The following is a 2946-nucleotide window of genomic DNA, read 5'->3' as shown; positions in this document are numbered from 1 at the left end:
CCCGATGCCCGCTTCGCCGCCGGCCCCTTCTACTTCCGCAGCCGCGCCCTGCTCGACGCTGCGGCAGAGGTCCGGCTCCACCTCGTCGCGCGCGATCGCCTGCGCCTCGCCCCCGGCACCGTCATCCTCACCGGTGGCGAATCCGCCGCGACCGCGGGTGATCGCCGGCTCGACGCCGCGCTCGAGAAGGCGGCATCCGGAGCGGTCGCCGTCCCCGGCACCCGCTTCCGGCTGTCGGTCACGCCGCCAGCCGCCCCCGTCGCGCCGCGATCAGCCCGGCATAATAGTCCACCAGTTCCACCGCATGCGCATGATCCGAGCGGACCTGCGCCGACGCCACGACCGCCGCGCGCCTGAGCATCCCGCGGTCGCGCGCGAACAGCCGCGCGATCGCCGCCGCCGCCGCGGTCGCATCGCGCGCGGTATAGAGCTCGCTGGCATGCCGGTCCGCAATCTCGGCGCACCCGCCCGTATCGGGCACGATCAGCGGCAGCCCCGACGCCATCGCCTCCGACGCGACCAGCCCGAACGGCTCGGCCTCCGACCCGTGGATCAGCGCGTCGCAGCTCGCCATGATCGCGGCCAGCCGCTCGCGGTCATAGACCGGCGCGAACATCCGGATATGCGGCGATCCGCCGATCCGCCGCGCGATCGCCTTGCTCTGGCTGCCCGTGCCGAACAGGATCAGCCCGATCGGCAAGTCGGTGCCCGCGCGCGCGACCGCGTCGACGACCAGCGGCCAGCGCTTCTCGCCATGATGCCGGCCCAGCCCGATCAGCAGCATCGCGTCCGCCGGCAACCCGCATTGCTGCAACAGCCGCCCTCGCAGCGCCTCGTCGCGCAACCGTGGCGAGAAATGACCGCGCTCGATCCCCAGCGGCATCGCCGCATCGATCCGGACCCCACGCGCGCGCAACCGTTTCTCCAGCGCAGGTCCGTTGGTGACGACCGTATCGAACCGCGTCAGGAACCGGTTCATGTACCGGCTGTACCAGCCGAACGCGCGCTCGATCCGGTCGTGGCTGGCGAACCCCGCGAACCAGCGCTGCGCATAGGCGGCGATATTGTCGTTGTGCATGAAGAAGGATTTCAGCGCGCGCTGCTGCCCGTCGGGCCCCGTCCAGTCGCCGACGAACCAGGCCGGCCGCCACGGCGAACAGCATTCGACCACATCCGGATCGAGGTCGTCGAGCACCCGGTGGATCGCCGCACGGTCCCAGAACAGCCCGTAATTGCGATCGAACGGCATCCCCGGCGACTTGAGGTAGATCACGCGCCCGCCACCCGGCCGCTCCTCGACGCGGTCCTCGCGGCCCGGCGCGACGACGATCAGCTCGTGCCCCAGATCGGCGAGGATCCCCATCTTCCGGTCGATATAGGTGCGCACGCCACCGCCCGTCGGCGAGTAGAATTCGTTGACGTCGACGATCCGCATGTCAGCCCGCCCGCCCCCTCACTTGCCGTCCAATGGGCCGAACCCGCCCAGCCCGCGCAGATATTGCGCGCGGATCGTGACATGCGTGAGTCCGGGCCCGACCTCGACGATCGCCTGGTCGACCTTGGGTCGCGATCGCCCGAGCCGGTCGCCCTTCACGAACCCCGCGCCATCCGACCAGACACTGAACTTGGCCCGGCCGTCACGGTCGTGCGTGAACAGCAGCGCGTAGCGGCCCGGGTGCGGCACGCGGATGCACAAGGCAGTCGGACCGGTCGCGGGGGCTGGCACGCTGATGCGGCGAAACGTCTTGCCCGCCGCGATCAGCTCGCGGTCGCCGCGCAGGAAATCGGCCTCGTCGGGCGGATAGAGCTCGAGCATCAGATTGCCCTTGCGATCCTTCAGTCCGACGATCGTCGCTGCGATCGCCGGCCCCTCGTCGCGCTCGCACGCCTGCGCGTCGCCGCCGAGCATCGGCTCCTGGATCGCCGCCCGGCCGCCGGCCCATGCCGGGGCGGCACCCGCGACCAGCCCCGCCAGCATCATCCCCGCCCCAAGCAATCGGTTCACGCACGCGTCCTCATCGCGATCGCATGCCCGCTGAATATGACAATCAGAATGACATGGACGAGCAACGTCAGCGCCGCGGTGAACGCGACAAGCTCGGACAGCGCCTGGTCCTGGCCGATCAGCAGGATCGCGAAATTGGCGAACAGCAGGTCCTTGTTCGGCACCAGCGGCAGCCGCGACACCAGCAGCCGCCCCGCCGCGAGGAACAGCCACATCGCGATCGACACGCCGGGGAGCGCGAAATGCCAGGCGAGCGCGATCAACAGCGATCCGCACATCAACCGGATGCAGTGGATCATGAACACCCACCACAAGGTCGCACGCGGCAGCGAGAAGACGCGCCGCGAGAAGATCAGGAACGGCAGCGAGATCGCAAAGGTGATCGCCGCCGACCCCAGCACCGTCTTGAACAGGTCAGGCGGCAACAGGTCGCGGCTCAGCGGCAGCGCGATCGCGACCATCGCCAGCGTGATCGCGTTGCCCGCGATCGCCGACAGGATCGTCACGTCCTTCACTGCGCCGAACGGCGACGCCACCATCCGTGCCCGCGCCCGCGCCCAGGCATAGAAATAGGCGTCGCCCGAATAGCCGAACACCACTTCGTTCGCGATCCGCTTCTTGATCAGCGCGACCAGCCCCGCGACCGGGATCCCCCACAACCGGCGGAAGATCACGTAATCCCCCGTCGGCGGCGACATGTAGAGCAGCGCGAAACACAGATAGAATCGCGGATCGGACGGCACCGACCGCGACAGTCCGGCCAGCCCGTGCGCGAACAGCTCGCGCGCGAGCCCCGCGATCATCGCCAGCGTCAGCACCGCGCCGATGATCGCCGGCCACCGGCTGCGGAAGGTCTTGAGCGGTTCGAGCCCGACGATATCGGCTCCCGCCTGCACCACCCCCGCCTGCACCACACCCGCCGCGGAACGACCCGGCGGGTT

3 protein-coding genes and 1 pseudogene are annotated in these 2946 nt (G+C 69.8%); 1 reads left to right on the top strand and 3 read right to left on the bottom strand.

Annotation, left to right across the window (positions count from 1 at the left end; genetic code table 11):
• A pseudogene (locus sphsw_RS20405) lies at positions 1 to 357 on the top strand (hypothetical protein); the annotation flags it as partial.
• Here the strand turns inward: sphsw_RS20405 and sphsw_RS10245 are convergent.
• From sphsw_RS10245 to sphsw_RS10235, 3 genes are read right to left on the bottom strand one after another with little or no spacing between them, the layout of a single operon-like run.
• The gene (locus tag sphsw_RS10245) at positions 239 to 1435 is read right to left on the bottom strand and encodes a glycosyltransferase (protein ID WP_031440539.1); all 1197 of its coding nucleotides are present in this window, start codon (positions 1433 to 1435) and stop codon (positions 239 to 241) included. The pseudogene sphsw_RS20405 and the gene sphsw_RS10245 sit on opposite strands and share 119 nt — an antisense overlap.
• An 18-nt stretch (positions 1436 to 1453) precedes the next feature.
• Positions 1454 to 1981: a DUF2141 domain-containing protein gene (locus sphsw_RS10240; protein WP_031440538.1), complete on the bottom strand. Its 528-nt coding sequence runs from the start codon at positions 1979 to 1981 to the stop codon at positions 1454 to 1456.
• A gap of 20 nt (positions 1982 to 2001) precedes the next feature.
• Positions 2002 to 2919: a hypothetical protein gene (locus sphsw_RS10235; protein WP_031440537.1), complete on the bottom strand. Its 918-nt coding sequence runs from the start codon at positions 2917 to 2919 to the stop codon at positions 2002 to 2004.
• Positions 2920 to 2946: the final 27 nt, after the last annotated feature.

Origin of the sequence: Sphingomonas sp. FUKUSWIS1 (assembly GCF_000733135.1) — a bacterium.
Taxonomy (GTDB): domain Bacteria; phylum Pseudomonadota; class Alphaproteobacteria; order Sphingomonadales; family Sphingomonadaceae; genus Sphingomonas; species Sphingomonas aerolata.
Note: the sequence above shows the minus strand (reverse complement) of the source record. Positions and strands in the feature narration are given on the sequence as shown.

Bases quoted from the DNA above. Each gene is read 5' to 3' on its own strand.
- sphsw_RS10240 (WP_031440538.1), bottom strand. From the start codon at position 1,981: ATGATGCTGGCGGGGCTGGTCGCGGGTGCCGCCCCGGCATGGGCCGGC.
- sphsw_RS10245 (WP_031440539.1), bottom strand. From the start codon at position 1,435: ATGCGGATCGTCGACGTCAACGAATTCTACTCGCCGACGGGCGGTGGC.